Source organism: Saccharothrix sp. ALI-22-I, assembly GCF_001984175.1.
GTDB lineage: Bacteria > Actinomycetota > Actinomycetes > Mycobacteriales > Pseudonocardiaceae > Actinosynnema.
Genome location: NZ_MTQP01000062.1, coordinates 15,967 through 41,735 on the forward strand (window position 1 = coordinate 15,967; position 25,769 = coordinate 41,735).

The following is a 25,769-nucleotide window of genomic DNA, read 5'->3' on the forward strand; positions in this document are numbered from 1 at the left end:
CCGGGGATGGGCATGACCCGCGGGTTCGGCGTTGACATCGGCGGTTCCGGCATCAAGGGCGGGCTCGTGGACCTGGAGGTGGGTGCGCTGGACGGTGAGCGCCTGCGCATCACCACGCCGCAGCCGTCGACGCCGGACGCGGTCGCCGACGTCGTTGCCGAGATCGTCGAGAAGTTCAACTGGGACGGTCCCGTGGGCGTCACCCTGCCATGCGTGGTCAAGCACGGTGTCGCGCACACCGCCGCGAACGTGGACAAGGGGTGGGTCGGCACGGACGCCGCCGAGCTGTTCTCCCAGCGCCTGGGCCGGCCGAAGGACCAGATCGTCGTGCTCAACGACGCCGACGCGGCCGGTATCGCCGAGATGCGGTTCGGCTCGGGCGTCGACCGGGACGGCCTGGTGGTCCTGCTGACGTTCGGCACCGGTATCGGCAGCGCCCTGTTCCTGGACGGCAAGCTCGTCCCCAACACCGAGTTCGGCCACCTGGAGGTCGACGGCCACGACGCGGAGAAGCGCGCGGCGGCCTCGGTGAAGGAGGACAAGGGCCTCACCTGGGCCGAGTGGACGCCCCGCGTGTCCCGGTACATCAACGTGCTGGAGAACCTGATCTGGCCGGACCTCGTCATCGCCGGCGGCGGGGTCAGCAAGAAGGCGGAGAAGTGGCTCCCGCTGCTGGAGGTCCGCACCGAGGTGGTTGCCGCCGCGCTGAAGAACGACGCGGGCATCGTGGGGGCCGCCGTGGCCGCCGCGCAGGGCCTCCGGCACTGATTTCCGTAACGTTTCAGCTGCGAGAATGCGTGCCGGACCGCTTCAGAGGACGCCGGGGCGCAACAGCACGCGATTCTCGTCGTTACAATGGAACGGTGCCCCGCCGACGAACGATCCGGCGGGGGTCCCCCGTACTCCGGCGACCGAGGTTCGCGCCCTTCGGTTTGCCTTGATCGACAGTCGCGAAAGGGCGTACGTGGCAGCCGCGAAGACGACTCAGGCAGCTAAGGCTGACGCCGAGGAGACGCCCAAGGCCACCTCGGCGAGGAAGGCCCCGGCGAAGAAGCCGGTGGCGAAGACCGCCGCGGCGGGGAAGACGGCCACGCGGGCGCCGCGCAAGACGGCCGCCAAGGCCGCCACTGCCGCGCCTGGCAAGGTGAAGAAAGAAGGCGACGAGCCCGAGGACATCGAGGGCGCTCCGGACGCCGAGGACCTGGTCGACGAAGTCGAGCTGATCGACGAGCCGGTCGAGGAGGAGCCCGCCGAGGAAGAGACGGCGAAGCCCGGTGAGGGCGACTTCGTCTGGGACGAGGAGGAGTCGGAGGCCCTGCGGCAAGCCCGCAAGGACGCCGAGCTCACCGCCTCGGCCGACTCGGTCCGCGCCTACCTCAAGCAGATCGGCAAGGTCGCGCTCCTCAACGCGGAGGAGGAGGTCGAACTCGCCAAGCGCATCGAGGCCGGCCTCTACGCCGCGGAACGGGTGCGCCGTGCCGAGGACGAGCAGGAGAAGCTGACCCCGCAGATGCGCCGCGACCTGCGGTGGATCGTGCGGGACGGTGAGCGGGCCAAGAACCACCTGTTGGAGGCGAACCTCCGCTTGGTGGTGTCGCTGGCCAAGCGCTACACCGGTCGTGGCATGGCGTTCCTGGACCTGATCCAGGAGGGCAACCTCGGTCTGATCCGCGCGGTGGAGAAGTTCGACTACACCAAGGGCTACAAGTTCTCCACGTACGCGACGTGGTGGATTCGCCAGGCGATCACCCGCGCGATGGCCGACCAGGCCCGCACCATCCGCATCCCGGTGCACATGGTGGAGGTCATCAACAAGCTGGGTCGCATCCAGCGCGAACTGCTCCAGGACCTGGGCCGCGAGCCCACCCCGGAGGAGTTGGCCAAGGAGATGGACATCACCCCGGAGAAGGTGCTGGAGATCCAGCAGTACGCCCGGGAGCCCATCTCGCTGGACCAGACGATCGGCGACGAGGGCGACAGCCAGCTCGGTGACTTCATCGAGGACTCCGAGGCCGTGGTGGCGGTGGACGCGGTGTCGTTCACGCTGCTCCAGGACCAGTTGCAGTCGGTGCTGGCGACGTTGTCCGAGCGCGAGGCGGGTGTGGTGCGGCTGCGGTTCGGCCTCACCGACGGTCAGCCGCGCACGCTGGACGAGATCGGCCAGGTCTACGGCGTGACGCGGGAGCGGATCCGGCAGATCGAGTCGAAGACGATGTCGAAGCTCCGGCACCCGTCGCGGTCGCAGGTGTTGCGCGACTACCTGGACTGATCCCCAGGCTGAAGATCACCTAGAGCAAGGGCCCCTCGGCTGTTCGGTCGAGGGGCCCTTGCTCTTTGCCGTGGCCGGAGCACGCCGACAACGGCGAGGAGGGCGACTACCCGCATGTCGCCAACTTCGGCGGGCGGGTCCACGCGCACCTGGCCGGGCTGCGGGACTACTACATGATCGACCGCGAGGTGCCGGGCTCGGAGGCGGTCAAGCTCAGCTACGAGAAGCACGGGTCGTACCTGCTGCCGCAGGTGTTCTCGGAGGGCTCGCCGACGCACCCTGCCTGCAGCTCGGGTCACGCGACCGTCGCCGGGGCCTGTGTAACGGTGCTGAAGGCGTGGTTCGACGAGTCGTGGGTGGCTTGCCCGACCTGGTGCCGACGGGACGGCACTGGGCCCTACGAGGGTGGCGAGGCGCTCACCGTGGGCGGCGAACTGGGCAAGGTCGCGGCGAACATCGCGACCGGGCGGAACATGGCCGGCGCGCACTGGCGGACCGACTTCACCGAGGGCGTCCGGCTCGGCGAAGCGGTCGGCATCCGGGTGCTCCGGGACCACGTGCGGGTCGACCACGAGGACGCGTCGTTCGGCCTGACGCGGTCCGACGGGCGTCGCGTGACCATCTGACGGGCCGTCGAACGGGTCGTGAACCGGACGATTTGTGTCCGGATCGTGGAATCAGGGGTCGTGTTCGCTCTGGGCTGACCAAAGTGTTACCGGTCACACTTAGGGCTGGGGGTTGACCACCTTTTGGAGCAACGGCCGTGCGTCCAACGCCGTATTCGCAGGTCAAGAAACCAGTGCCATGACAGCGGAACGTGAGCGAAAACGGATCGATCCGGTGCAACCCTCAGGTTCGGACCACCCCGACGCCGGGTAAATGATGAGTGACGCGAGTCGCCACGGACGCGGGAACACTGACTTCCGCCCGTGCGTCTGCAAGAGTGGAAGCAGCGAACACGGCGCACCCGCCAGATGCGAAGTGGTCGCAGCTAGGTGTGAGGGCACCGATCCCCGGTGCCGGGACGGAGGGAGATTTCCATGACTACGACGCTCACCCGCCCCGCGTTGACCGCTGCCGACCGCTGCGACCGCTGCGGGGCTGCTGCCCAGGTTCGCGCCGTGCTCCCCTCGGGGGGAGAGCTGTTGTTCTGCGGGCACCACGCCCGCGAGCACAGCACCAAGCTGCGTGAGCTCGCTGCTGAATTGCAGCAGGGCTGAACACCTCGAGCCCTGACGGGCTCGTAGCACCCTAGCCGTCCGGGGCGGGGATCCGAGAGGATCCCCGCCCCCCTCCTTTTCGATGGGCTGTTTGGGTGTATGCGGGCGTATTGCCCGTATCAACTGGCGGGGGTCCGGCGATACTGCCGGTGACAATCCTGCTGGGAGTTGATGCTGGTGATCGAGTCGGTGGATCTCGTGGTGGCGGCATTGGCCGCAGGTGCGACGGCGGGGATGACCGAGACGGCTTCCACTGCCGTGAAGGACGCCTACCAGGGCTTGAAGTCGCTGACGAGCCGGGCATTGCGCCGGGGTGGGAGCGACGACGAGCCGACAGATCCCGAGGAGTTGAAGGCGGCTTTGACGGCCGCCGACGCCGGTTCGGACCCGGAGTTGGTGGCCGCCGCACGCCGGGTCCTGGAGCTGACCGACCCGGAAGGTGCGAGCGCCGGCAAGTACCGCGTCAACGTGCGCGACAGTCAGGGCGTGCAGATCGGCGACGGCAACACCATGACGCTGAACTTCGGCAAGTAGCTCCCGCGTGGAAGTCCACCACAACCTCGGCGCGCAGGTCGGAAACCACAACACGCAGCACATCAACCTGCCACCGTCCCCACCGGTGGTGTGGCCGGTTCGGGTCGGCGTTCTGCCACCGGTCGCGGACCGGTACCAGCACCGCGAGGCCGAGACCCAGCTTGCGGAAGCGTCCGCGGTCGTGCTGTCTGGTTTGGGCGGGGTCGGCAAGTCCCAGTTGGCAGCACGTCACGCGCAGGCCGTGTGGCGGGACGAGTCGGTCGACCTGGTGGTCTGGATTGCCGCCGCGACACGGGCCGCAATAGTCAGCGGCTATGCCGATGCCGCCAGTCGGGTGCTGCGCGATGTCGACCCCGGTATCGGGCGAAGAGCTCCGGAGGACGCGGCGACTGCTCTCCTGACCTGGCTGAGTTCCACCAGCAGGCGGTGGCTGATCGTCCTGGACGACTTGCAGGACCCTGTTGACCTGCGCGGTATGTGGCCGCAGAACCCGTCGGGCCGCGTTGTGGTGACGACCCGACGCCGTGACGCCGTGTTGGCGCGTGGGGACCGCCGGGTGATCGAGGTCGGCGTGTTCACCGAGGCGGAGTCACTGGCCTACCTGATCTCGAAGCTTCCCAGTCACGATGCCGAACACCTTCGGGTGCTGGCCGAGGACTTGGGACACCTGCCGCTGGCCTTGGCTCAAGCTGCGGCGTTCATCGCTGACAAGCCGCTGCTCACCGTCGCCGCCTACCGCGACCGGTTGACGGACCGTCGACGGACCCTGTCCCAGGTGATGCCGGAGGAGGCCGAACTACCCGACGAGCACCAGGCCACCATCGCGGCGACCTGGTCACTGTCGATCGAACGAGCCGACGCGCTTCGCCCAGAGGGCCTTGCCCGACCGCTGCTGGAAATCATCAGCCTGCTCGACCCTGCGGGAGTCCCCGTCTCCGTGCTCACCAGTGCCGTAGTTCTAGCGCACCTCGAGGTGGACGCCGACGCCGTCGGTGACGCGCTGGGATGCCTGCACCGCCTCAGCCTCGTCACCCTCGACCCCGCTCAGCCCGAACGGGCCGTGCAGGCGCACGCGCTGCTGCAACGCGCCGTTCGCGACACCATTGAGCCGGAGCGGCGCACTCACCTGGCGCACATCGCGGCGGACGCGCTCCTGCTCGTCTGGCCGCCCTTCGAGACCAACAGCTCGCTGGCCCGAGCGCTCCGGTCCTCAGCCGCCGTCCTCCACACCGGCACGGCACCCGCGCTCTGGGAGCCGCAAGGGCACGCCGTCCTCTTCCACGCGGGAAAGTCCATGGGCAAGGCGGGACTGCTGGCCGACGCGATCGACTACTTCCGCGACCTGGGGCGACAAGCAGAGCACCACCTGGGGCCTGATCACCGCGACAGCCTCCACGCTCGCCACGAAGTCGCGTTCTGGGGCGGGCGGGCAGGGCACCACGCCGAAGCCGTCGCGGAGTACGAGCGTTTGGTCGAGGACTGCGCGCGGCTCCTGGGTCGCGACCACCGGGACACCCTGACCATCCGGAACAACCTGGCCGCCCGACGAGCCGAGGCAGGCGACCGCACGGGCGCGATCACGGAGTTCGAACGGTTGCTCGCCGACCGACTCCAGGTCTTGGGCCCCGACCACCCGGAGACCCTCGCCGCACGCCTCAACCTCGCCGGCTGGCGGGCCGAGGCAGGCGACCGCACGGCGATCGCGGAGTTCGAACAGGTGCTCGCCGACCACCTCCGGACGGTCGGACCAGACCACCCGCAGACCTTTGACGTCCGCCACAACCTCGCCGGCTGGCGTGGGAGAGCGGGCGATCACGCCAAGGCCGCCGCCGAGTTCGGACAACTGCTGGCCGACCGCCGTCGTGTCCTGGGCCCCGACCACCCTGACACCCTGATCACCCGCTACAACCTGGCTTGCTGGCGCGCGGAACTCGGTGCGGTCTCAGCAGCGATCACCGAGCTCCGGGCGGTGCTCGCCGACCAGCTCCGGGTGCTCGGGCCTGACCACCCGCAGGTCTCCGTCATCCTCGCCGGCATCGCGAGCTGGGAGGCCCGTGCTTCGTCAGACCTCGCCGAGGACGGGTTCGAAGGCGAGTTCGGCGGCGCCGATGAGCTTGGCGTCGCGACCCAGGGGGGACGAGATGATGCGGGTGCCGCCGACGGCGCGGGACACCAGTGAGCGCTTCTGCACGATGCGCCGCAGCTCGTCGACCATGGACTCCGGCAGTGCGGTGAACAGGTCCCCCAGTACCACCAGCTCAGGCCCGAGCATGTTGACGACCGTCACCAGGCCCATGGCCAGCCACTCGGTGAACTCCCCCAGCCGGTGCGAGACGCTGTCCGGCGATCCCGCCGCCAGCGAGCGCAGCTCCGCCACCACCGTGCCGCGTGGCGAGCCCTCGGGGATGGCCAGGGCGCGGCACAGGGCGGCCTCCCCCACCTCGGTCTCCCAGCAGCCCTGGCAGCCGCAGTAGCAGCGCCGGCCGCCGGGGCGCACGACCATGTGGCCGAGTTCGCCCACGTACCCACCCGTGCCGCGCAGCGGTTGGCCGCTGGAGATCACGCCGCCGCCGATGCCGACGTCAGCGGAGATGTAGACCATGTCGGACGAGTCGCGGGCCGCGCCGCGCACGTGTTCGGCGAGTGCCCCCAGTTCGGCGTCGTTGCCGACCTGGACGGGCACCTTCAGCACCGACGACAGGCGTTCGCCCAGCGCCACGTCGGTCCAGTGCAGGTTGGGCGCCTCGTGCACCAGGCCATCGGCCCGCCGCACCACGCCCGGCACCGACACCCCGACACCGACCGGCTGCACGTCGAGTTCGTCGGCGAGCAGTTTCGCCGAGTCGGCGACGTGGGTGATGACCTCGCCGGGGTCGCGGGAGCGGTGGTGCAGGTTCCACGAGTCCCGGCCGAGGATGTCGCCGCCGAGGCCGACCATGGCCATCGCCACCTGCTCCACGCGGATGTCGATGGCCATCACCACGGCGGCGTGCGGCTGCGGGAGCACGAGCAGGGACGGGCGGCCGGCGCCGGAGCGCTGCGCCGGCACGCGTTCGGCCACCACCCCGGACTCGGCCAGGCCGTCCACCAGGGCTTTGATCGTGCTGCGGTTGAGGCCCAGCTCAGCCGCCAGCGACGCCCTGGTGGACGGCCCGTCCACGTGCAGCCGGCGCAGCAGCGCCGTGCGGTTGTGCCTGCGGACCTCGTCGGGTCGGGCTCCCGCGGTCGGTGTGCTCACGTCAGCGGACGGTGGATGCCGCCCGGCGGCGGGACAGCGCGTCGACGCTCGCGGCCAGCAGCAGCACGAGGCCGGTCACGATGAACACCACCGCGGCGGGCTGATCGAGCAGGCCCATGCCGTTCTGGATGATCGCGAGTACCGCGCCACCGATGACCGCGTCGCGCAGCCGGCCCTTGCCGCCGAACAGCGACGTGCCACCGATGACGGCCGCGCCGACCGCCATGAGCAGCGTGTTGCCGCCACCGGCGTTCGGGTCGACCGAGCCGACCTTCGACGAGTAGACGATCGCGCCGATGGCCGCCAGCGAGGAGGCGATGACGAACACGCTCATCCGGATCTGCGCCACGTTGATACCGGCGCGGCGGGCGGCTTCCTGGTTGCCGCCAACGGCGTAGACGTGCCGGCCGTAGCGGGTGCGTTCGAGCACGAACGTGCCGATGACCAGCAGCACCAGCACGATCGGCACCACGAACGGCACGCCGGTGATCACCACGAGGCTGCTCTGGGAGCGGTTGAGCGTCAACGCGTAGGTGGCCACCGCGGCCAGCACGACGACCACGCCGACCTTGACCAGCACCACCGGGGTCGGCGACGCGACCAGGCCGCGGCGCAGCCTGCTGAAGTGGCGGCCGAGGACGACCGCCGCGTAGCCGCCGCCGGCGATGACGAACAGCGCCCACGAGCCCGCGGTGCTCAGGTTGCCGTTGGCGACGTTGAACAGGGTGTCGTCGCGCAGGCCCAGCGTGCCGCCCTCGCCGATGAACTGGAGGATGACGCCGCCCCAGGCCAGGAACAGCGCCAGGGTCACCACGAACGACGGGATGCCGACGCGGGCGACCAGGAAGCCGGTGATGCAGCCGATGGCGGTGCCGACGCTGACGGCCAGCAGCATCTCGACCCACGCGTTGGCCGGGACGCCGAACGCGGCGATGCCCAGCGCAACGAGGGACAACGCCGTGCCCGCCCAGATCCGCATCAGCGCGGCGAGCACGGCGGCCAGCAGCAGCAGGCCGCAGAACAGGTAGAAGACGGTGTCGCCCATGCCGCCGAGCAGGTTGCCGCCCCGGACCAAGTGCAGCGCCATCACCGAGGCGCAGACGCCGGACGCGGTGCCGGCGGACAGGTCGATCTCGCCCAGGAGCAGCACGAACACCAGGCCCATGGCGATGATGACGACGCTCGCGCCCTGCGCGAGGAGGTTGGCGATGTTGCCCAGGGTCAGGAAGCTGTCGGCCAGCGAGCTGAACACGATCAGCAGCACGACCAGGCCGAGCAGTGCGGGCAGGGAGCCCAGCTCGCCGCCGCGCAGCCGGGCCAGGTAGTCGCGTGCCGCCTCGCCGGTGGACTGGGAGGTGGTGTCGATGCCGAAGTCGGAGATAGCGGCGCCCGGAGGGGTGTCCTGCGGGGACGTCTCGCTGGTGGTGTTGGTCATGCTGCGTTCCTCGTCGTGGGGAGCTTGCGCGGCGGCATCAGATGGTGGCGGTCTCGGGTCGGGCGATGCCCAGGTCCCCGGAGCGACCGGCGGTGATCAGCTCGACCACCTGACCGTGCGTGACGTCCTTGGTGTTCACCTCGGCGGCCATCCGGCCCAGGTACAGGCAGGCGATGCGGTCCGCGACCTCGAACACGTCGTTCATGTTGTGGCTGATCAGCACGACGCCCAAGCCCTGCTCGGCGAGCCTGCGCACCAGGTCGAGGACCTGGCGGGTCTGCGCGACGCCCAGCGCCGCGGTCGGCTCGTCCAGCAGCACGACCTTGCTGTTCCACAGCACGGCCTTGGCGATCGCCACGGTCTGCCGCTGGCCGCCGGACAGCGACGCGACCTGCGTGCGCACCGACTTGACCGTGCGCACCGACAGCGAGGTCAGCGTCTTGCGGGCGGCCTGCTCCATGTCCGCCTCGTCGAGCAGCCCCAGCTTGCCGCGTTCCCGGCCCAGGAACATGTTCTGCACGATGTCGAGGTTGTCGCACAGCGCGAGGTCCTGGTAGACGACCTCGATGCCCAGGTGCGCGGCGTCGCGCGGGCCGTGGATGTGCACTTCCTCGCCGTTGAACAGGACCTGGCCCGAGTCCATCGGGTGGATGCCCGCGATGCACTTGACCAACGTCGACTTGCCCGCGCCGTTGTCCCCGACGAGGGCGGTGACCTGGCCGGGGTGCACGTCGAAATCGATGTCGTGCAGGACGTGCACGGGACCGAAACTCTTGTTGATGCCGCGCAGTTCGAGGATCGGCTCGCTCACTGGATTTCCTCCGTCTAACCCGGTTTTTCCCACACACGGGTGGGCGCGCCGGGGCGGGGTGCGTCTCCCACACCCCGCTCCGGCGCGAGTTGGACTACTTGATGCCGAGCTCGGTGCAGACGGTGGCCAGGTCGCCGCCGCAGATGTCGGCGGCCTTGACGAAGCCCGCGTCCACGACGGTCTTGACCTTGTCCTTGGTGATCAGCTGCGCGGGCAGCAGCACCGACTTGACGTCGCGGTTGGCCTTGGTGTCCTTGGTGACGCCCGACGCCAGCTTGTCGGCGGCGGCGGTGTCGTTCTTGGCCAGCGCGGCGGCCAGCTGGGCGGTGGCCTCGGCCTGGTCGTTGATCGGCTTGAACACGGTCATGAACTGGTCGCCGCGCAGGATGGCCTGCAGGCCCTCCGGGGTGGCGTCCTGGCCGGTGACCGGCACCTTGCCGTTCAGGCCGTACTTCTTCAGCACGGTGATGACCGCACCCGCGAGGCCGTCGTTGGCGGCGACGACGCCGTCGACCTTCTGGCCGTTGCCGGTCAGGATCTGCTCGAAGGTGGTGCCGCCCTTCTGGTTGTCCCAGTTGTCGATCGGCTGGGACCGGACCAGCTTGAGGTCGCCCGAGTCGTACTTGGGCTTGAGGACCTTCTGCTGGCCGTTGTAGAACAGCGTGGCGTTGTTGTCCGTCGGCGCGCCCTCGATCTCGATGATCTCGGCGGGCTTCTTGCCCGGCGCGAGCGCGGCCAGGCCCTGGACCAGGCCCTCGCCCTGCAGTGCGCCGACCGCCTCGTTGTCGAACGAGACGTAGTACTTCGAGCTGCCGCCCAGGTTCAGCCGGTCGTAGTCGATGACCGCGATGCCGGACGCCTCGGCCTTCTTGGCGACCGTCGCGCCGATCTCGCTGTTCGGCGTGGCGATGATCAGCACCTTGACCCCGGCGTTGATCATGCCGTCGGCGAGCGTGGAGAACTTCTGCACGTCACCCTGGGCGTTCTGGATGTCCGGGTCGAGGCCTTCGGCCTTGAGCGCCGCCGCCAGGAGCGGCTTGTCGAAGCCTTCCCAGCGCGCGGAGCTGGCGGTCTCAGGGAGGATGACGCCGACCTTCGCGCCGCCCGAGCCGCTGTTGGTGTTGGTGTCCGTGGTGTTGCCACCGGTGGACGTGTTGGCGCCACATGCCGTCATGGCCACGGCAAGGCCGGTGCCAACGGCGATGAGAGCGAGGCTCTTGCTGCGCATCCGCCATCCCTTTCACGCAGGAGCGAAAATGTTGTGGCGCACAACGTATGCCGGGACAGGCGGTGACCGGAAGCACACTTGACCGGTAAAGAAGGCACGATGCGCTAACGGAGAGGTAACCGGACCGACATCTGACTACGTCTAATGGCGCAGTTGTTTACGTGGTGTCACCACGAGCGCAGGGTGGCGATCCGCTCTTCGAGCTGCTCGATGCTGGCCATCGCGGTCGGCGGGCCGCCGCAGTACTCGCGCAGCTGGTTGTGGATCTTGCCGTGCGGTTTCTTGGTGCGGTGGTGGTGCATGGCCACCAGGGTGTTGAGCTCCTTGCGCAGCTGCGCCAGCCGTTCCTGCACGCTCGCCGGGCGCGTCTGCGCGGGCGGCGGCGCTGCGGCGACCGGCCGTTTGCTGGCCTCGACCAGCTGCTTCTCCTGCCGCTGACGCAGCAGCGCGCGCACCTGGTCCGGCTCCAGCAGACCCGGCAGACCCAGGTACTCCTGCTCCTCGTCGCTGCCCGCGAACGCGGCCGTGCCGAACGACGAGCCGTCGTAGATCACCTGATCGAGTTCGGCGGAGGCGCCCAGCGCGGTGAACGCCTTCTCCTCCTCGCCCGGCTCGTCCTTGGCCTGGTTGGCCTGCGCCAACAGCTCGTCGTCCCAGCCGTCCTTCTCCCGGTGCGGCTTGCCCAGCACGTGATCGCGCTGCTGCTCCAGCTCGCTGGCCAGGCCGAGCAGCACCGGCACGCTGGGCAGGAACACGCTGGCCGTCTCACCCCTGGCACGCTGCCGCACGAACCGGCCGACCGCCTGGGCGAAGAACAGGGGCGTCGAGGCGCTGGTGGCGTAGACGCCGACAGCCAGCCGCGGCACGTCCACGCCCTCGGACACCATGCGGACCGCGATCAGCCACCGTTCCTGAGAGGCGGCGAACTCGGCGATCCGGCCGGACGCCTTCGGGTCGTCGGAGAGCACCAGGGTCGCGTCGTGGCCGGTGTGCCGCTTCAGGATCTCGGCGTAGGCCTTGGCCACGGTCTGGTCGGTCGCGATCACCAGGCCGCCCGCGTCCGGCATACCGCCGTTGCGCAGCTGGGTCAGGCGCATGTCGGCGGCCTTGAGCACCGACGGCATCCACTCGCCGGTCGGGTCCAACGCCACCCGCCACGCCCGCGCGGTCTGCTCCTGCGTCAACGGCTCGCCGAGCCGGGCGGAGAACTCCTCGCCCGCGCTGGTGCGCCAGCTCGCCTCACCCGAGTAGGCCAGGAAGATCACCGGCCGGACGACGCCGTCACGCAACGCGTCCGCGTAGCCGTAGGAGTGGTCCGCGCGGCTGCGCTGGACGCCGTCCGGGCCCGGCTCGTAGCTGATGAACGGGATCGGCGAGTCGTCCGAGCGGAACGGCGTCCCGGTCAGGCACATGCGGCGCACGGCGGGCGTGAACGCCTCGCGGATCGCGTCACCCCACGACTTGGCGTCGCCGCCGTGGTGGATCTCGTCGAGCAGCACCAGCGTCTTCCGGTTCTCGGTGCGGACGCGGTGCAGCATCGGGTGCGCGGCCACCTGGGCGTAGGTGAGGGCCACGCCGTGGTAGTCGCGGGAGGTCATCGCGTTGGTGTTGCGGAAGTTCGAGTCGATCGCGATGCCGACGTCGGCCGCCGCCTGCGCCCACTGGTGCTTGAGGTGCTCGGTGGGCGTGACGATCGTGACCGTCTCGATCGTGCGGTCGGCCAGCAACTCGGCGGCGACGCGCAGGCCGAACGTCGTCTTGCCCGCGCCGGGCGTGGCGACGGCCAGGAAGTCCTTGGGCTTGGCCGCCAGGTACTTGGTCAGCGCGCGGCGCTGCCAGGCGCGGAGGGGTCGGGTGGTCGTGGCGACTTGCGGTTGCGACAACCTCGAACCCTTTCTGCGCTGATCAGCGGCGGTGCCGCGGGGGTGCCGCACTGGTGCTGCGGCGGTGTTGCGGTGGTGGACACGCAAATGCCCTCGGTGCGGGTGACCGTCGAGGGCATCGACAGCCTACCCGCTGCCGCTACGACGTACGGGCGCCGATGCCGCGAAATCACCCGGCATGCACCATGCTTGATGTTGCGATGGGTTCGCCGAGGGACGACACAGCACGCAGCGCGGGTCGCAAAGGACCCCTGCGTCTGTTGGCGCGCACGCTGTCCAAGGCGTGGGAGGGGAGCATCTTCTCCGAGGCGGCCGAGGCGGCGTTCTGGCAGATCCTGTCGTTCCCGCCGCTGCTGCTGGGGTTGCTGGGCAGTCTCGGGTACCTCGGCGACTGGTTCGGGCCGGAGGTCGTGAGCGCGGTCAAGGACCGGATCATCTCCACGTGCCGGACGATCTTCAGCCAGGACGTGGTCAACGGGGTGATCGTGCCCACCGTCGACCAGATCCTGACCACCGGGAAGGGTGAGATCGTCTCGGTCGGGTTCCTGATCTCGCTGTGGGCGGGGTCGTCGGCGATGTCGTCGTTCGTGGACGCGATCACCGCGGCGCACGACCAGTACGGGGTGCGCAACGAGGTGTGGCAGCGGATCTTCGCGCTGCTGCTGTACATGGCGAGCCTGGTGCTGTTGATCATCGGCCTGCCGGTGCTGGCGCTGGGGCCGGAGTTGCTGACGGAGATCTTCCCGACGTCCTGGCAGCCGACGATCGGGGTCTGGCTGAGCGCGTTCTACTACCCGGGCATCGCGGTGTTGCTGGTGGTGGCGTTGGCGACGTTGTACAAGCTGTCGCTGCCGAACAAGCTGCCCTGGCACCGGCTCGTGCCGGGGGCCGTGCTGGCGATGGCGGTGTTCCTGCTGTCGTCCATCGGGCTGCGTCTGTACATCCAGTGGATCACGACCACCGGGTACACGTACGGGGCGTTGGCGACGCCGATCGCGTTCCTGCTGTTCGCGTACTTGATCGGGCTGGCGATCACGATCGGGGCTTACTTCAACAGCGCGTTGCAGGAGATGTGGCCGGCGCGGATGACCCGGCGGCAGCGGCGGCGGTGGCAGCGGCTGGAGATCGAGCGTGCGGCCGAGCGCATCCGTTCGGACGAGGGCAATCAGACGTGGCCGAGCGGCACCACACCGTCGCCCCCGTCACCCACGGCCACCAACCACACCGCACCGTCACCCGCCGACACCAACCACACCGTGCCGCTGCCGGTGAAGGGCACGGCACGCCGTCCCACCCCCGGCTCACGCGGCACCTGAGCGCTCAACTCGCCCGTTCCGAACGTTGGACACGCGCATTCCGAACGTTGGACACGCGCGAGAGTCGAACCTTCACGTCGCGAGAGTCGAACGTTCAGAACGCGAGAGTCGTACGTTCGCGTCTCGGGACTTGGAGGTTCGGCTCTCGGGTTTGAGGGGGCGAAGCTTGGGGTTGGGTGGGTAGGGCTTTGGCCCGGCGCGCGTTGGTGGCGCGCCGGGGGGGGTTGGGGGCGTTTGGGCGGGGGGTTACTCGCCGCCGCCGCCCTTGGGGAGGCCGTCGTAGATTTTTTTGCAGTCCGGGCAGACGGGAGAGCCTGGCTTGGGCGACTTCGTCACCGGGAAGACCTCACCGCACAGCGCTACCACGTGCGTGCCCATGACCGCGCTTTCCGCGATCTTGGCCTTGCGCACGTAGTGGAACATCTTCGGGGTGTCGTCCCCGGTGTGGTCCGTGCCTTCCGGCCGGGTCTCCACCTCGGGCAGAGTCTGCGTGCTCACGCGGACAGCGTACCTGGGATGATGGCCCCTCGTGAGCACGCCGAGCGTCACCGAAGAGGTCCGATCCGCCCTGGCCGAGAACCGGCCGGTGGTCGCGTTGGAGAGCACGATCCTGTCCCACGGGCTACCGCCCGGCCGCAACCGCGAGGTCGCCGAACGGCTCGAAGGCGTGGTGCGCGCCGCGGGCGCGGTGCCGGCCACGATCGCCGTGCTCGGCGGCGTGCCGAAGATCGGGCTGACCTCCGGTGAACTGGACTTCGTCTGCAATCCGGCCAACGACCTGGTGAAACTGTCGCGGCGGGACCTCGGCGCGGCGTACGCGTTGAAGCGCGACGGCGCGACCACGGTCGCGAGCACGGCCGCGCTGGCGCACGCGGCCGGGATCGGGGTGTTCGCCACCGGTGGCCTGGGCGGCGTGCACCGGGGCGCGCGGGAGACGTGGGACGTCTCCGCCGACCTGGACGTGTTGGCGACCACGCCGGTGCTGATCGTGTGCTCAGGTGTGAAGTCGATCCTCGACATGGGCGCGACGCTGGAGCTGCTGGAGACCCGCTCGGTCCCGGTGCTGGGCTTCGGCACGGACCGGTTCCCCGCGTTCTACCGGCGCGAATCGGAGTTCGACGTGCCGTGGCGGGTCGATTCGGTGCGCGACGCGGCCGCGGTGGTGGCGGCGCATCGCGGGGTGCCGGGATCGGCGGGCGTGCTGCTGGCCAACCCCATCCCGGTCGACTTCGAGATGGACGCCGACCTGCACGAACGGCTGCTGACCGAGGGCCTGGAGCTGCTGCGCGAACGTGACGTGCACGGCAAGGAGGTCACGCCGGTGCTGCTGGAGCACTTCCACACCGCGAGCGGCGGGGTGAGCCTGGACGCGAACGAAGCCCTGGTCGTGTCGAACGCCACGCTGGCCGCGGCGGTGGCCGTGGAGCTGGCGGCGTGACGGGGATCGTGGTCGTCGGGGACGCCGGGCTGGACGTGGTGGCCCGGCACACGGGTCCGATCGTGCACGGCGGCGACTCGCGGGCCTCGGTGACCATCGAGCCCGGTGGCGCGGGCGCGAACACGGCGGTGTGGCTGGCCGCGTGCGGCGCGTCGCCGGTGCTCGTGGCACGGGTCGGCGCGGACTCGGCGGGACGGCAGGTGCACACCGAGCTGACGACGGCCGGGGTGCGGTGCGCGTTCGCCGTCGACACCGAGGCGGCGACGTGCTGCGTGGTGGTGCTGGTGGACGACACCGGTCAGCGCAGCATGCTGCCCGATCGCGGCGCCAACGCCCGGTTCTCCCCCGGCGACCTGGACCCGGGTCTGTTGCGCGACGCCTCGCACCTGCACCTTTCCGGCTACGTGCTGCTGGACGCGTCGTCCCGGCCGGCCGGGTTGGCGGTGCTGCGTGCGGCCCGGGAGGCGGGGCTGACCACGTCGGTCGATCCGCAGTCGGCGGCGTTGATCTACGACGGGTTCCTGGACGACGTGCGCGGGGTGGACCTGCTGCTGCCCAACACCGAGGAGCTGGTGGCGCTCACCGGGTCCGCGGCGCCCGCGTCGGCCACGGCGCTGCTGGACGTGGTGGGCGCGGTGGCGTTGACGTCCGGAGCGGACGGCGCGAGCTGGGTGGACCGGGACGGTGTGGTGTCCGTGCCGGCCGAGGACGTCGAGTGCGTGGACTCGACCGGGGCCGGTGACGCGTTCGACGCCGGGTTGCTGGCGGCGTGGCTGTCCGGGGCGTCAAGGCTGGACGCACTGCTCGGCGGGGTTCGTGCGGCGGCCCGTGCGGTGTCCGCGGTGGGCGCGCAGCCGTCCGGTGGACCTTCGCGCCGGCCTGCGGGTCAGCCTTCGATGACGTGATGGGGCCGCGCCTCGATGGCGCGGTTCCGCTTGACCAGACGGTTGGCCTTCTCCGCCTTGCGGGGAGGCCGGTCGTTCGCGATGAGCACGGCCATCCACGGCAGCGGGACGGACAGCACGATGAACGCCAAGGCCAGCCACCAGGTCTGGTAGAAGACCATCGCCAGGATGAGGCACGGGATGCGCGCGCCCATCATGATCGCGTACTTGCGCTTGCGCGCGGCGTGCTGCTCCTCGAAGGAGGGCTCTGCCTCCGTGATGAGCACCGGTGTGCCGTCGCGCTCGGGACTAACCATGCCCCCATCGTCCCACCGCGTGCGCCCGGCCGATACCTACCGGGTGCACATTCACAACCGCCGCGCCCAGGTCCGGCTGACCGTACGATCCGGCTGTGGTCGCCCTTGATCGACTGGTGGACGTGCTGGGGAGCCTCGGCACGCACCTGAGCTGCGCGCCACGGGGGCGGGACGTGGAGTTGCGCGGGGTGGCGCTGCACGATCCGGCGGAGCACACGGCGGCCGCGCCGGACGATGTGCTGCTGGGGCTGGGGGTGCCGACGCCGGCCGCGGCGGCGCGGTTGGTCGGTGGGACGTCGGCGGCGGCGGTCGTGCTGCACGGGACGCCGCCGTTGGACGAACGGGTGGTCGCGGCGGCGAAGCGGTCCGGTGCGGCGGTGCTGCTGGTGGACCCGTCGGTGCCGTGGGGGCAGTTGGCGAACGTCGCGCAGACGTTGGTGCTCGGCGGGCAGGGGTCCGGTGACCTGTTCGCGGTGGCGGACGTGATCGCGGCGGTCGTCGGCGGGCCGGTGACGATCGAGGACCAGCAGTCGCGGGTGCTGGCGTACTCGTACCGGCAGCAGGACGTCGACCCGGTGCGGGTGCAGACCATCCTGGGGCGGCGGGTGCCGGAGGAGGCTTGGCAGGCGCTGGACGCCTACGGGGTGTTCACGCACCTGGCGCGGTCCGACGAGCCGCTGTTCGTGCCGAAGCTGACCGACCAGTTGGGTGGACGACTGGTGGTCGCGGTGCGGGCAGGGCGGGAGCTGCTGGGGTCGGTGTGGGTCGAGGTCGACACCCCGGTCGACGCGGTGCGTGAGGCCGCACTGGTGGACGGGGCGCGGACGGCGGCGTTGCACCTGCTGCGGGCGCGGGCTTCGGCGGATCTGGAGCGTCAGGCCGAGGCGGACCTGGTGATCGAGGCGCTGGAGTCCGGGCAGGCCGCGAACCTGGCCCGGCTGGGGTTGCCGGCGGCCGACCTGAGGGTGATCGCGGTGCAGGCGCACGCCGGTGAGGGTGAGCACGGGGCGGCGTTGCTGGCGTTCTCCCGGGCCACGGCGGGTTTCGGCTGGTCACGGCCTGGTCGGTCGGCGTTGTTCGGCAACGTGCTCTACACCGTGCTGCCGTGTGGGGAGGACCCGGCTGCGGCGGTGGAGTGGGTGCGGGCGTTGGAGCGTGAACTGCCTGCGGAAGCGGTCGTGTTGGCCGGGGTCGGTGGGCGGGCGGACGCCGCGTCGTTGGCCGCGTCACGGAGTGAGGCCGACGAGTGCTTGGCGCTGTCCGGTGGTGAGCCCGTGGTGTACGACCAGGCTTGGGCGCGGGTGTTGTTGCGGCGGTTGGCGGGGGTGGCGGAGGCCGGGCGGTTGCCGTTGCGAGGGCCGGTGGCGGACCTGGTGCGGCACGACGCCGAGCACGGGACGCAGTACGCGGTGACGTTGCGGGCGTGGTTGGCGGCGCAGGGCGATGCGCGCGAGGCGGCACGGGCGCTGGGCGTGCACCCGAACACGTTGCGGTACCGGATGCAGCGGATGGCGGCGGTGACGTCGTTGCCGTTGGACGACCCGGAGCAGCGGTTGGCCATGGCCATCGCGCTGGCGATCACGCCGTAGTCCGCATGTTCTGGGCGTTCAATTCGCGCGTTCTGAACGTTGGACACGCGTGTTCTGAACGTAGGACACGCGCGTTCTGAACGTTGGACACGCGGGTTCTGGAGGTAGGACACGCGGGTTGGTGGGGTTGGTCAGGTGCCCGTGGGCGGGGCGCGGGACGATGACGTCGTGCTCCCTGATCTTTCTCCCGACCTCACCGCTCGATTGCGTGAGGCGTTCCAAGCCGCCGACTACGACGCGGACGGGGTCGTCGAGGTGCTCGGGCCGCAGGCCCACGCCGCGTTGGGCCGGGGTGAGCCCGAGGCCGCGCGGCGGGCCACCCGGGACGCCGGCGCGTTGGGCACCCTGGTCCGCCTGTTCCTCCTCGGCGACACCGAGTCCGAGGCCGCCGTGCGGGCGGCACTGCCCGACGTCGACCTCGGCCAAGCCGTCAAGGCCGAGGTGTTGCGCGGGGACGGTGACGGGCTGCGGGCGGGGCTGGACATCCGGCCCTACGGTGACGACGAGGGCTCTTGGTGGGTGATCGCCGACCAGGACTCCGACCAGCGGGGCGGACCCGTGCCGGCCGACCACGTGCTGGGGGTCGGCCACGCGTCCATCAGCCTGGCCCGTGCCACCTCGCGCCGCCCGGTCGGCACGCTGCTCGACCTCGGCACGGGCTGTGGCGTCCAAGCGCTGCACGCCAGCAGGCACGCCGACAAGATCACCGCCACCGACCTGTCCGAGCGCGCACTCGCGTTGGCCCAGGGCACGTTCCGGATCAACGAGATCGACGTCGAACTCCGCCAGGGCGAGTGGTTCGGCCCACTGCGCGGCCGACGGTTCGACCAGGTCGTGTGCAACCCGCCGTTCGTCGTCGGCCCGCCCCGCGTCGACTACGTCTACCGCGACTCCGGCTTGGCCGGTGACGACGCCAGCGCCCTCGTCGTCCGCCAGATGCCGTCCTTCCTGAACGAGGGCGGCGTCGGCCAACTCCTCGCCTCCTGGCTGCACCGCAAGGGCGAGGACTGGGCGGACCGGGTCACGAGCTGGCTGCCGCGCGGCGGTGTGGACGCGTGGTTCGTGCAGCGCGACGTCGCCGACCCCACCCTGTACGTCGGCACGTGGCTGCGTGACGCGGGCGTGGACCCGCGCAGCGACGAGGGCCGCGCGAAGGCCTCGGCCTGGCTGGACTGGTTCGCCGAGAACGACGTCGAGGGCATCGGGTTCGGCTTCGTCACCCTCCGCCGCACGGACGCCCAGCACGCCGAGGTGGTGTGCGAAGACCTGCGCCACGCCTACGACGACCCGCTGGGTCCGGAGTCCGCCGCCTGGCTGGACCGGGTCGACTGGCTGCGCGCCACTGACAACGCCAAGCTCCTGAGCACCCGCTTCACCGTGCCGGAGACGGTCGTCTTGGAGGAGGTCTCCGCCCCCACCGAGGACGGTTGGGAGTCGGTCGTGCGCCGCCTGCACCGCACGGACGGCCCCGGCTGGCAGCACGAGCTGGACGAGACCGCCTCCGCGCTGCTCGCCGGCTTCCGCGGCGCCCTCCCGCTGGAGGACCTGGTCGCGCTGCTCGCCTACGCCCACGACCTGGACGCCGACGCGCTCGCCGCCGCCGCCCTGCCGGTGGTCCGCGAACTGGTCCGGCACGGGATGGTGGTGCCCGCGTGAGGGCGGTCGTGGCGCGCGTCACCGAGGCGTCCGTGACGGTCGGGGACGAGGTCGTCGGGGCGATCGAGGAGCCCGGTCTGCTGGTGCTGCTGGGCGTCCACGTCGACGATGACGCCGACAAGGCGCACGTGATGGCCCGAAAGCTGTACGAGTTGCGCGTCCTGCGGGACGAGCAGTCGTGCGCCACGACCGACGCACCCCTGCTCGTGGTGAGCCAGTTCACCCTTTACGGCGAGACCAGGAAGGGGCGGCGGCCGTCGTGGACCGCCGCCGCACGGCCCGAGCACGCCGAGCCGTTGGTCGACGAGGTGGTCGCGGAACTGCGCCGCAAGGGCGCCCGAGTTCACACCGGACGGTTCGGCGCGATGATGTCGGTGCGGAGTGTGAACGACGGTCCGTTCACCGTGTTGGTGGAACTCTAGATCGTTCTCAGCCAATCCTCAGGATTCCCCGCGCAACCGCTGTGACCGCAGTGACGTCTTCAAGTCATGGGAAGCGGGAACCATTTCGGTCCGGTTCGCGTTTCCCCAAGTGTCAGACACCGAAAGGTGGCCGCGCAACGCAGCGCGGAGTGCGACACGACCCGCACTGCCAGCCCGCGACACAAGGGGGAGGGAGCTCCATGACCGTCCCGAGGCTCCTCGACCGTCAGGTCGGGAACGAGACGACCACCACGAGCGCCGAGTTGGACCTCGACGCCCAGGGACCGGCCGCAGACCTGGTTCGGGTGTACCTGAACGGGATCGGCAAGACAGCCCTGCTGACCGCGGCCGACGAAGTGGAGCTCGCCAAGCGCATCGAGGCGGGCGTCTTCGCGCAGCACAAGCTGGAGACCCATCCGGGACTCCCGGATGAGCGCCGGCGCGAACTGCGCGCGTTGATCCGCGACGGTCACGTGGCAAAGAACCACCTTCTCGAAGCGAATCTGCGCTTGGTCGTTTCACTGGCCAAGCGATACACCGGACGCGGAATGCCGCTGCTCGATCTGATCCAGGAAGGCAACCTGGGCTTGATCCGCGCGGTCGAGAAGTTCGACTACACCAAGGGCTTCAAGTTCTCGACCTACGCGACCTGGTGGATCCGCCAGGCGATCACCCGGGGAATGGCGGACCAGGGTCGCACGATCCGGCTGCCCGTCCACCTCGTGGAGCAGGTCAACAAGCTCGCCCGGATCAAGCGCGACCTGCACCAGACGTTGGGCCGTGAGGCGACCAACGAGGAGCTGGCGCGGGAGTCGGGTCTGACCCCGGAGAAGGTGGTCGACCTGCTCGACCACGCCCGCGACCCGGTGAGCCTGGACATGCCCGTCGGCGCCGAGGAGGACGCCCCGCTGGGCGACTTCATCGAGGACTCCGACGCGACGGACGCGGAGAGCGCGGTCATCTCCGGCCTGTTGCAGGACGACCTGCGCCGGGTGCTGGCCACGCTGGACCCGCGCGAGCAGGCGGTGATCCGGCTGCGCTACGGCCTGGAGGACGGCCAGCCGCGCACGTTGGACCAGATCGGCAAGCAGTTCGGCCTGTCGCGGGAGCGGGTGCGGCAGATCGAGCGCGAGGTCATGTCGAAGCTCCGGCAGGGCGAGCGGGCGGCCAAGCTGCGCGCCTACGCGAGCTGACGCGAACTGGCAGTGAGTGGGTCCGGCTGGGACATCACCGTTCAGCAGGATTGACTTGTGACGCTTGTCACGGCACGGTCGTGCGTTACACGAGCTATGCGACACCTCCGCCCCATTACGCGGAGGCTGTCGCACGCCGAGGAAGGTCGGGGCGGTCGGGGGCCGGCCCGGCCTTCCGCGTTCCTCAGAGTTTCCTCAGAGCCCCAGGTAGCCGACGAGCTGCTCTCGGTAGAACCGCATGCGCGCCTCGTGCTCCTCCCCGGCGTAGCCGCGCGGCACGGCCTCCACGACCATCACCAGGCACAGGTAGCCCCGGTAAAGGTCGAGCCGGGTCCGCTCGGCCGCGGTGAAGCCCGTGAGGCCGTAACCGGCCATGAAGTCGGGGTCCACCTCGGTGAACAGCGCCACGGTCGCGAACTCCGCCACCGGGTCGCCGAACACCGCGCGTTCCGGGTCGATGATGCCCTCGATGCGCAGGGCCTCGCCCTGGCCGCCGGCCAGGAAGATGTTCGCCTCCCACAAGTCGAAGTGCACCAGCACCCGCTCGGAGACCTCGTCCAACGTGTGCGCGCGGTCCTCGACGGCCTGCCGGAGGCCGGCGGGCAGCTCCACGCCGAACCGGTCGGCGTCGGCCAGCACCGCGTCCACCATCGCCGTGAACGCCTCGCGCCAGGTCGGCCCGTTCGGCCCCTGCACGTAGCCGAACACGTCACCGGTGATCTCGTGCAGCCGACGCACCACGGCACCCAGCTCACAGCGCAGCGCACCGTGCTCGGCATCGCTCAACCGCGGCCGGGCCGACATCCACGACTCGCCCTTCAGTGCCGTCATCAGCAGCAGGCCGTCTTCGTGGAACAGGACCTCGGGCACCGGCAGGCCGTGCGCCGCCATCAGCCCGAACACCAACGCCTCGGTGCGCATCAGGTCACGCTCGTGGGTGAGCAGCGGCACGTCCGGCGGCGGCGCGACCTTCAGCACGACCTCGCGGCCGTCCGCCGCGGTGAGCCGGTACGCGGCGTTGAACATGCCGTCGGTCAGCTCGACGTGCTCCGCGAGCGGCACACCGAGGACGCGGCGGACGAGGGCATCGAGTTCCGGCGCGGAGAGCCTGCGCTTGGTGAGACTGTCGACCACGACGCGAATCACACCACGACAGCAGGACGTGGGGGCGTGATCGGTATAGGTTCGGCGGAACCCGAAGCGCGCAAGGGAGCCCGCGACGTGCCCGCAGTGACTCCGCCAAATCTCTTGGCACCTCAGTTCCAGTACACCGACGTCCTGCCCCTGGCCAAGGACAACCACACCGACTACCGGCTGGTGACGCCCGACGGCGTGTCGGTCGTCGAGGCGGCCGGCCGCAAGTTCCTCCAGGTCGAGCCCGCGGCGTTGACGCTGCTGGCCAAGGAGGCCATCCGGGACATCCAGCACCTGCTGCGCCCCTCGCACCTGGCCCAGCTGCGCGCGATCGTGGACGACCCCGAGGCCAGCGGCAACGACCGGTTCGTCGCGATGGACCTGCTGCGCAACGCGTGCATCTCGGCGGGCGGTGTGCTGCCCATGTGCCAGGACACCGGCACCGCCATCGTGATGGGCAAGCGCACCGAGTCCGTGCTGACCGGCGGCACCGACGAGGAAGCCCTGTCACGCGGCATCTTCGAGGCTTACCAGGAGTTGAACCTCCGGTACTCGCAGATGGCGCCGGTGAACTTCTGGGACGAGAAGAACACCGGCACCAACCTGCCCGCGCAGATCGACCTGTTCACCGCGCCGGGCGTGGAGCCGAAGTACGAGTTCCTGTTCATGGCCAAGGGCGGCGGGTCGGCCAACAAGACGTTCCTGTACCAGGAGACGAAGGCGCTGCTGAACCCGTCGCGGCTGGCCAAGTTCCTGGACGAGAAGCTGCGCTCGCTCGGCACGGCCGCGTGCCCGCCGTACCACCTGGCGGTCGTCGTCGGCGGGCTGTCGGCGGAGCAGAACCTGAAGGTCGCCAAGCTCGCCTCCGCCCGGTACCTCGACGGCCTGCCGACCGAGGGTTCGGCCCTGGGACACGCGTTCCGGGACGTCGACCTGGAGCAGCAGGTGCTGGAGCTGACCCGGAACTTCGGCATCGGCGCCCAGTTCGGCGGCAAGTACTTCTGCCACGACGTCCGGGTGATCCGACTCCCCCGGCACGGCGCGTCCTGCCCGGTCGGCATCGCGGTGTCGTGCTCGGCGGACCGGCAGGCCAAGGCGAAGATCACGCCCGAGGGCATCTTCCTGGAGCAGCTGGAACGCGACCCGGCGCACTTCCTGCCGGACGTGCACGGCGAGGAGCTGTCCGACGAGGTGGTGCGGATCGACCTGACCCGCCCGATGTCGGAGATCCGCGCGACGCTGTCCGCGTTGCCGGTGAAGACGCGGGTCTCGCTGAACGGGCCTCTGGTGGTGGCGCGGGACATCGCGCACGCCAAGATCAAGGAACGGCTGGACGCGGGCGAGCCGATGCCGCAGTACCTGAAGGACCACCCGGTGTACTACGCCGGTCCGGCCAAGACGCCCGAGGGTTACGCGTCCGGGTCGTTCGGGCCGACGACGGCCGGGCGGATGGACTCCTACGTCGAGCAGTTCCAGGCGGCCGGCGGGTCGCTGGTGATGCTGGCCAAGGGCAACCGGTCTCGTCAGGTGACGCAGGCGTGCCAGGCGCACGGCGGGTTCTACCTGGGCTCGATCGGCGGGCCGGCCGCACGGCTGGCGCAGGACTGCATCCGCAAGGTCGACGTGCTGGAGTACGCCGAGCTGGGCATGGAGGCGGTCTGGAAGATCGAGGTGGAGGACTTCCCGGCGTTCGTCGTGGTGGACGACAAGGGCAACGACTTCTTCGCCGAGACCTCCGCCCCGACCCTCCAGATCTCGTTCCGGAAGTAGCCCGGTCGTAGTCCGGTTGTAGCAGCTCAGGCCAGGTCGAAGACGCCGAGCTTGGCGCCGCGCGTGAAGAAGTCCCACTCGCTGTAGGTGAAGCGCTGTGGGGCTTCTTCAGGCCGGTTGCTGTTGCGGACGAGGACTTCGTCCGGCGTGCGCATGACCTCGACGCAGTTGGAGCCGCCTCCGCTGAACTTCGTCCACTCGTGCAGCTTCAGGGTCATGTGGTCTCCTCCGTGATCCGGGTCAGGAGTTCGCGGCTTTCCTCGACTCCCAACGCCTTCGCACGGGCGTAGTCGAACCAGCGGCTCGTCTTCTCCACGTGGTTGACCGCGTCCACGAAATGATCTCCGAACGGGGTGTCGACGCTGACCAGGGACGGCAGTTTGTCGGGCAGCCGGAACAAGGTCAGCGTAGTACCGGTCAGCGCGTGGGCTCCGGCTCCCTGCGGCATCACCTGGACCACGACGTTGTCCAGCTCCGTCATGCCCAGGACGTGCTTGACCTGGTCGCGCATGACCTCCGGGCCGCCGATGTTCGCCCGCAGCGCCGGTTCCGCCATCACGGCCCACAACTGGAGCGGCGGTTTGCGGTCGGTGAGCAGCATCCTGCGTTCCATGCGCAGTTGGAGGTTCTTCTCCAGGGTTTCGCCGCCGAGGCCGATGCCGGCCATGAGCGTGCGGGCGTAGGCCTCGGTCTGGAGCACGGCGGGGATGAGTTCGAACGACGAGTAGAGGGCTTCGGTGGCGATGGCCTCGACGTCGAGGATGCGGCGCAACCAAGGCTGGATCGTGCCGCCGATCTTGCTCTTCGGCCTGCGGCGGTGGGCTTCGGAGTTGAGCGTCAGCAGATCGTCCCGCGTCGCGTCGTCGGCCCCGTAAAGGTCGAGCAGTTTCTCCAGTTCGGCCTGCTTGACGCCGCTGATCGCGTTCTCGATGTTGCTGATCTTGGTCATCGTGCAGTGCAACACCTCGCCCACCCGTTCCCGGGGCACGCCTGCTTCTTCGCGCATGCGGCGCAGCGTGGTGCCGATCTGGATGCGGGCGGCACTGCGGTGTGGGCTGGTCATCACACTCTCCTCGATCATCACCCGATCGGGACTTGTGCGCATCTTGTACCTACGAGATAGTCGTCCCGAGTTCGGAGAGTATACGACAATGACCAGGGAGTGACGAATCATGGGGTCGCGGTTCCACCAGCTGAGCCTGATCGAGTCGAGTGGCAGCGGAGTCAACTTCCGCCAGATCACGCGCATGAAGGCGGACGGAGAGGAAGACCTCCACACGTGGATGGTCCGCATGCTTGCCGCCCATCGCTGCAACCTGGGCCTCTACGTCGCCGAGGCGGGCACCACGACGCCCGAGGACGACCAGATCGACACGGACCTGTGGCTGGCCTGGGACGGGGTGGCCACCTTCGCCACCGCCGAGTGAGCCGG

General features: G+C 69.9%; 25 protein-coding genes. 15 read left to right on the forward strand and 10 right to left on the reverse strand.

The window, feature by feature from the left end; genetic code table 11:
- Positions 1-6 precede the first annotated feature (6 nt).
- The 6 genes from ppgK to ALI22I_RS21810 all read left to right on the forward strand — a co-directional run bounded on the left by ppgK (position 7) and on the right by ALI22I_RS21810 (position 6,202).
- On the forward strand, positions 7-768 hold the full coding sequence (gene ppgK / locus ALI22I_RS21785) for a polyphosphate--glucose phosphotransferase (RefSeq protein ID WP_077007388.1): 762 nt from the start codon (positions 7-9) through the stop codon (positions 766-768).
- Between the two features lie 169 nt (positions 769-937).
- On the forward strand, positions 938-2,269 hold the full coding sequence (locus ALI22I_RS21790) for an RNA polymerase sigma factor (RefSeq protein WP_202971046.1): 1,332 nt from the start codon (positions 938-940) through the stop codon (positions 2,267-2,269).
- Between the two features lie 65 nt (positions 2,270-2,334).
- Complete coding sequence (locus tag ALI22I_RS21795; RefSeq protein WP_238598502.1) at positions 2,335-2,895, forward strand: hypothetical protein; 561 nt, start codon at positions 2,335-2,337, stop codon at positions 2,893-2,895.
- Positions 2,896-3,309: 414 nt separating this feature from the next.
- Positions 3,310-3,489, forward strand: coding sequence for a DUF7455 domain-containing protein (locus ALI22I_RS21800; protein ID WP_015800348.1), 180 nt, complete (start codon positions 3,310-3,312; stop codon positions 3,487-3,489).
- 171 nt (positions 3,490-3,660) lie between these two features.
- A complete protein-coding gene (locus tag ALI22I_RS21805; RefSeq protein WP_238598503.1) occupies positions 3,661-4,023 on the forward strand; it encodes an RIP homotypic interaction motif-containing protein in 363 nt (120 codons plus the stop codon).
- Positions 4,024-4,030: 7 nt separating this feature from the next.
- Positions 4,031-6,202 (forward strand): tetratricopeptide repeat protein, encoded by a 2,172-nt coding sequence (locus tag ALI22I_RS21810; protein ID WP_077007389.1) that lies wholly within the window; start codon positions 4,031-4,033, stop codon positions 6,200-6,202.
- Here ALI22I_RS21810 and ALI22I_RS21815 read toward each other — a convergent pair.
- From ALI22I_RS21815 to ALI22I_RS21835, 5 genes are all read right to left on the reverse strand, one after another.
- Positions 6,086-7,261, reverse strand: coding sequence for an ROK family transcriptional regulator (locus ALI22I_RS21815; RefSeq protein WP_077007390.1), 1,176 nt, complete (start codon positions 7,259-7,261; stop codon positions 6,086-6,088). The two genes, ALI22I_RS21810 and ALI22I_RS21815, sit on opposite strands and share 117 nt — an antisense overlap.
- A 1-nt stretch (position 7,262) precedes the next feature.
- Complete coding sequence (locus tag ALI22I_RS21820; RefSeq protein WP_077007391.1) at positions 7,263-8,696, reverse strand: sugar ABC transporter permease; 1,434 nt, start codon at positions 8,694-8,696, stop codon at positions 7,263-7,265.
- Between the two features lie 37 nt (positions 8,697-8,733).
- Complete coding sequence (locus ALI22I_RS21825) at positions 8,734-9,507, reverse strand: ATP-binding cassette domain-containing protein (RefSeq protein ID WP_077007392.1); 774 nt, start codon at positions 9,505-9,507, stop codon at positions 8,734-8,736.
- A gap of 94 nt (positions 9,508-9,601) precedes the next feature.
- Complete coding sequence (locus tag ALI22I_RS21830) at positions 9,602-10,735, reverse strand: sugar ABC transporter substrate-binding protein (RefSeq protein ID WP_077007393.1); 1,134 nt, start codon at positions 10,733-10,735, stop codon at positions 9,602-9,604.
- Positions 10,736-10,902: 167 nt separating this feature from the next.
- Entirely contained in the window at positions 10,903-12,618 is a 1,716-nt protein-coding gene (locus tag ALI22I_RS21835) for a DEAD/DEAH box helicase (RefSeq protein WP_077007394.1), read from the reverse strand.
- Between the two features lie 185 nt (positions 12,619-12,803).
- On the opposite strand from ALI22I_RS21835, the gene ALI22I_RS21840 reads away from it, so the two are divergent.
- The gene (locus tag ALI22I_RS21840) at positions 12,804-13,934 is read left to right on the forward strand and encodes a YihY/virulence factor BrkB family protein (protein WP_143532355.1); all 1,131 of its coding nucleotides are present in this window, start codon (positions 12,804-12,806) and stop codon (positions 13,932-13,934) included.
- Positions 13,935-14,180: 246 nt separating this feature from the next.
- Here the strand turns inward: ALI22I_RS21840 and ALI22I_RS21845 are convergent, their stop codons facing one another.
- Complete coding sequence (locus tag ALI22I_RS21845; protein WP_077007395.1) at positions 14,181-14,432, reverse strand: DUF3039 domain-containing protein; 252 nt, start codon at positions 14,430-14,432, stop codon at positions 14,181-14,183.
- Positions 14,433-14,463: 31 nt separating this feature from the next.
- On the opposite strand from ALI22I_RS21845, the gene ALI22I_RS21850 reads away from it, so the two are divergent.
- Both ALI22I_RS21850 and ALI22I_RS21855 read left to right on the forward strand, forming a co-directional pair.
- The gene (locus ALI22I_RS21850; RefSeq protein ID WP_077007396.1) at positions 14,464-15,372 is read left to right on the forward strand and encodes a pseudouridine-5'-phosphate glycosidase; all 909 of its coding nucleotides are present in this window, start codon (positions 14,464-14,466) and stop codon (positions 15,370-15,372) included.
- The gene (locus ALI22I_RS21855; protein WP_077007397.1) at positions 15,369-16,277 is read left to right on the forward strand and encodes a carbohydrate kinase family protein; all 909 of its coding nucleotides are present in this window, start codon (positions 15,369-15,371) and stop codon (positions 16,275-16,277) included. The genes ALI22I_RS21850 and ALI22I_RS21855 overlap by 4 nt, the downstream gene beginning before the upstream one ends.
- Here ALI22I_RS21855 and ALI22I_RS21860 read toward each other — a convergent pair.
- On the reverse strand, positions 16,259-16,573 hold the full coding sequence (locus tag ALI22I_RS21860; protein ID WP_077007398.1) for a DUF3099 domain-containing protein: 315 nt from the start codon (positions 16,571-16,573) through the stop codon (positions 16,259-16,261). The two genes, ALI22I_RS21855 and ALI22I_RS21860, sit on opposite strands and share 19 nt — an antisense overlap.
- Positions 16,574-16,668: 95 nt before the next feature.
- Between ALI22I_RS21860 and ALI22I_RS21865 the strand changes: the two genes are divergently transcribed.
- The 4 genes from ALI22I_RS21865 to ALI22I_RS21880 all read left to right on the forward strand — a co-directional run bounded on the left by ALI22I_RS21865 (position 16,669) and on the right by ALI22I_RS21880 (position 21,433).
- On the forward strand, positions 16,669-18,162 hold the full coding sequence (locus tag ALI22I_RS21865; protein WP_077007399.1) for a PucR family transcriptional regulator: 1,494 nt from the start codon (positions 16,669-16,671) through the stop codon (positions 18,160-18,162).
- A 168-nt stretch (positions 18,163-18,330) separates the two neighbouring features.
- Positions 18,331-19,818, forward strand: coding sequence for a DUF7782 domain-containing protein (locus tag ALI22I_RS21870; RefSeq protein WP_083751948.1), 1,488 nt, complete (start codon positions 18,331-18,333; stop codon positions 19,816-19,818).
- On the forward strand, positions 19,815-20,240 hold the full coding sequence (gene dtd / locus ALI22I_RS21875; protein WP_077007401.1) for a D-aminoacyl-tRNA deacylase: 426 nt from the start codon (positions 19,815-19,817) through the stop codon (positions 20,238-20,240). The genes ALI22I_RS21870 and dtd overlap by 4 nt, the downstream gene beginning before the upstream one ends.
- A gap of 200 nt (positions 20,241-20,440) precedes the next feature.
- A complete protein-coding gene (locus ALI22I_RS21880) occupies positions 20,441-21,433 on the forward strand; it encodes a sigma-70 family RNA polymerase sigma factor (RefSeq protein ID WP_077007402.1) in 993 nt (330 codons plus the stop codon).
- A gap of 195 nt (positions 21,434-21,628) precedes the next feature.
- Here ALI22I_RS21880 and ALI22I_RS21885 read toward each other — a convergent pair whose 3' ends face one another.
- Positions 21,629-22,567, reverse strand: a complete 939-nt coding sequence (locus ALI22I_RS21885) for a phosphotransferase family protein (RefSeq protein ID WP_077007403.1) — start codon at positions 22,565-22,567, stop codon at positions 21,629-21,631.
- Between the two features lie 114 nt (positions 22,568-22,681).
- On the opposite strand from ALI22I_RS21885, the gene ALI22I_RS21890 reads away from it, so the two are divergent.
- Entirely contained in the window at positions 22,682-24,337 is a 1,656-nt protein-coding gene (locus ALI22I_RS21890) for a fumarate hydratase (RefSeq protein ID WP_077007404.1), read from the forward strand.
- A gap of 26 nt (positions 24,338-24,363) precedes the next feature.
- Here the strand turns inward: ALI22I_RS21890 and ALI22I_RS21895 are convergent, their stop codons facing one another.
- A complete protein-coding gene (locus ALI22I_RS21895; protein ID WP_077007405.1) occupies positions 24,364-24,555 on the reverse strand; it encodes a DUF397 domain-containing protein in 192 nt (63 codons plus the stop codon).
- Positions 24,552-25,400: a helix-turn-helix domain-containing protein gene (locus ALI22I_RS21900; protein ID WP_179118306.1), complete on the reverse strand. Its 849-nt coding sequence runs from the start codon at positions 25,398-25,400 to the stop codon at positions 24,552-24,554. The genes ALI22I_RS21895 and ALI22I_RS21900 overlap by 4 nt, the downstream gene beginning before the upstream one ends.
- 109 nt (positions 25,401-25,509) lie before the next feature.
- On the opposite strand from ALI22I_RS21900, the gene ALI22I_RS51045 reads away from it, so the two are divergent.
- Entirely contained in the window at positions 25,510-25,764 is a 255-nt protein-coding gene (locus ALI22I_RS51045; RefSeq protein WP_077007407.1) for a hypothetical protein, read from the forward strand.
- Positions 25,765-25,769 lie beyond the last annotated feature (5 nt).

Excerpts from the sequence above, each read along its gene's own strand:
- ppgK (WP_077007388.1), top strand. The coding sequence starts at position 7 with ATGGGCATGACCCGCGGGTTCGGCGTTGACATCGGCGGTTCCGGCATC.
- ALI22I_RS21800 (WP_015800348.1), top strand. The coding sequence starts at position 3,310 with ATGACTACGACGCTCACCCGCCCCGCGTTGACCGCTGCCGACCGCTGC.
- ALI22I_RS21805 (WP_238598503.1), top strand. The coding sequence starts at position 3,661 with ATGCTGGTGATCGAGTCGGTGGATCTCGTGGTGGCGGCATTGGCCGCA.
- ALI22I_RS21830 (WP_077007393.1), bottom strand. The coding sequence starts at position 10,735 with ATGCGCAGCAAGAGCCTCGCTCTCATCGCCGTTGGCACCGGCCTTGCC.
- ALI22I_RS21840 (WP_143532355.1), top strand. The coding sequence starts at position 12,804 with ATGCTTGATGTTGCGATGGGTTCGCCGAGGGACGACACAGCACGCAGC.
- ALI22I_RS51045 (WP_077007407.1), top strand. The coding sequence starts at position 25,510 with ATGGGGTCGCGGTTCCACCAGCTGAGCCTGATCGAGTCGAGTGGCAGC.
- ALI22I_RS21820 (WP_077007391.1), bottom strand. The coding sequence starts at position 8,696 with ATGACCAACACCACCAGCGAGACGTCCCCGCAGGACACCCCTCCGGGC.
- ALI22I_RS21880 (WP_077007402.1), top strand. The coding sequence starts at position 20,441 with ATGACCGTCCCGAGGCTCCTCGACCGTCAGGTCGGGAACGAGACGACC.
- ALI22I_RS21895 (WP_077007405.1), bottom strand. The coding sequence starts at position 24,555 with ATGACCCTGAAGCTGCACGAGTGGACGAAGTTCAGCGGAGGCGGCTCC.
- ALI22I_RS21860 (WP_077007398.1), bottom strand. The coding sequence starts at position 16,573 with ATGGTTAGTCCCGAGCGCGACGGCACACCGGTGCTCATCACGGAGGCA.
- ALI22I_RS21900 (WP_179118306.1), bottom strand. The coding sequence starts at position 25,400 with ATGACCAGCCCACACCGCAGTGCCGCCCGCATCCAGATCGGCACCACG.